This is a genomic window from uncultured Campylobacter sp. (assembly GCF_938030815.1).
Lineage (GTDB): Bacteria > Campylobacterota > Campylobacteria > Campylobacterales > Campylobacteraceae > Campylobacter_B.
In genome coordinates this window covers 1-1,635 of sequence record NZ_CALHII010000258.1, presented here as the reverse complement: position 1 = coordinate 1,635, position 1,635 = coordinate 1, and the positions used below count along the sequence as shown (strand labels likewise).

4 protein-coding genes and 1 pseudogene are annotated in these 1,635 nt (G+C 43.2%); all 5 read right to left on the bottom strand.

Features of this window, described 5'->3' with window-relative positions:
* Positions 1-405 (bottom strand): annotated as a pseudogene (locus Q0277_RS09685) (membrane protein insertase YidC); the annotation flags it as partial.
* Positions 395-748 (bottom strand): membrane protein insertion efficiency factor YidD, encoded by a 354-nt coding sequence (gene yidD, locus Q0277_RS09680; RefSeq protein WP_297997588.1) that lies wholly within the window; start codon positions 746-748, stop codon positions 395-397. The pseudogene Q0277_RS09685 and the gene yidD, both read right to left, overlap by 11 nt.
* On the bottom strand, positions 745-1,053 hold the full coding sequence (gene rnpA, locus Q0277_RS09675) for a ribonuclease P protein component (protein ID WP_297997590.1): 309 nt from the start codon (positions 1,051-1,053) through the stop codon (positions 745-747). The genes yidD and rnpA overlap by 4 nt, the downstream gene beginning before the upstream one ends.
* A gap of 14 nt (positions 1,054-1,067) precedes the next feature.
* Positions 1,068-1,202 carry a 50S ribosomal protein L34 gene (gene rpmH / locus Q0277_RS09670; RefSeq protein ID WP_297997586.1) on the bottom strand — a complete coding sequence of 45 codons (135 nt, stop codon included), beginning with the start codon at positions 1,200-1,202 and terminating at the stop codon, positions 1,068-1,070.
* Between the two features lie 168 nt (positions 1,203-1,370).
* On the bottom strand, positions 1,371-1,635 hold a 265-nt coding region (locus Q0277_RS09665; protein ID WP_297997584.1), incomplete at its 5' end, for a hypothetical protein.

The following is a 1,635-nucleotide window of genomic DNA, read 5'->3' as shown; positions in this document are numbered from 1 at the left end:
CGCGTCCTCGAAACGCACCTCAAGCGGCTTGGAATGCGATTTGGCATCGATTAAATTTAGAGCCTCGCCGTTTCCGTCGTGGAATTTAGCATCGTTTAACACATACGAGCTTATACGACCGAGCCCGTCGATCGTAAAATTCGCTTCTTTGCCAACCACGCGTACTAACGGTGCAGAGATGGAATTTGCGGTACTTAAATTTGCTCCCTGCGCACTCACGCCAGCAGCGGTAGTTTGCGGAGCGGACTTGGCGGCATTTTTTTGCGCGATTTGTGCCGCGGTTGCGTTTGCCTCCATTGCGGCGCGAATTTTTGATAAATAAAAATGATCGTAAGCTACAAAAAATATGAGCGCAGTTACTATCGCGATAGCAAGGCGCTTTGATTGAGGAAGTTTATCTAGCACTATTTTCTCCTAGTCGTATGACGTAATATCTATTTTTTTTATATGGTATAAACCAAAGCTTAAATTTCTGCGCGCGCGCGTTAAAGCCGCCTTCGCAGACTTTTGAAAATACGCAAAATTTAAAATTTCGCGCGATTATCGGATAATCTATGCCGCCGCTAAAGAGCGGATTGCACCTTAAAATTCTAGCGGCCGTAGCGCAAAGAGCGCGAAAAAGACCGTTAAATTTAAACTCATAAAGCGCGTATTCCGAACAGCTCGGATAATAACGGCAACAGCGCGGTAGCAAAGGCGAAATAAATTTTCGATAAAACCCGATCGCGGCTATAAAAAATCTCTTCATTTTACTGCGCCGATCTTTTTAAACGCCCATTTTAAATTTCGCTCAATGTTTTCAAAGCTCATATCTATGATCTGCTTTTTTGCGATTAATATAAAAATTCCGCTAACAATGGCGTCTTTTTGATTATAAAACGCGGCGCGCAAACGTCTTTTGGCGCGGTTTCGCGTGACCGAATTGCCTATTTTTTTGCTGGCGACCGCGCTAAATTTACGCTCCTCGCTCGCCAAAAAATACACGACAGCGCATTCGCAATGCCACTTCGCCGCACTTTTATAAACCTCCGAAAAAACCCCGCTATCGCTTATCGCAGCAAATTTGCCTACGCAGCCAATCTTCTTCTGCCTTTAGCGCGTCTTGAACTTAAAACTCTGCGGCCGTTTTTTGTTTTCATACGGACGCGAAAGCCGTGAGTACGCTTTTTAGGGGTATTGTGGGGTTGGTACGTTCTTTTCATAACTGTTCCTTTAAGAAAATGTAAAGCGGAGATTTTATAGAAACTTTACTTAAAAACCGATAAACAAAAGCAGCCCTACCGCCGATAAGCGTCGCCTTGCAGCTTTTTACGGCGTAGTTTTAAGTCCTTCTCATTTTTATTGTTTCGCTCCTTGATATCTTGTATCGGCTATTTTTTCATCGAAAAATCATCGTGGTCGCCTACACCTTTTGATTCACGTTGCAAATTATTTTGCAGGCTTTGCCTATCTAGTTCATTTTTTTGACGATTTAGCAGAATTTCACTATGGTTTTTCTCAAATTCTGATTGTTTATCGTTCGCAACGTAAGCGCTGGCGCTAAGGCTTACTGCACCATCTTGCGCACTTAGTACCATAGAATCAGCAAATATCGCGCCACAAAGCAGCCAAAATATCAAGGAGCGAAACAATAAA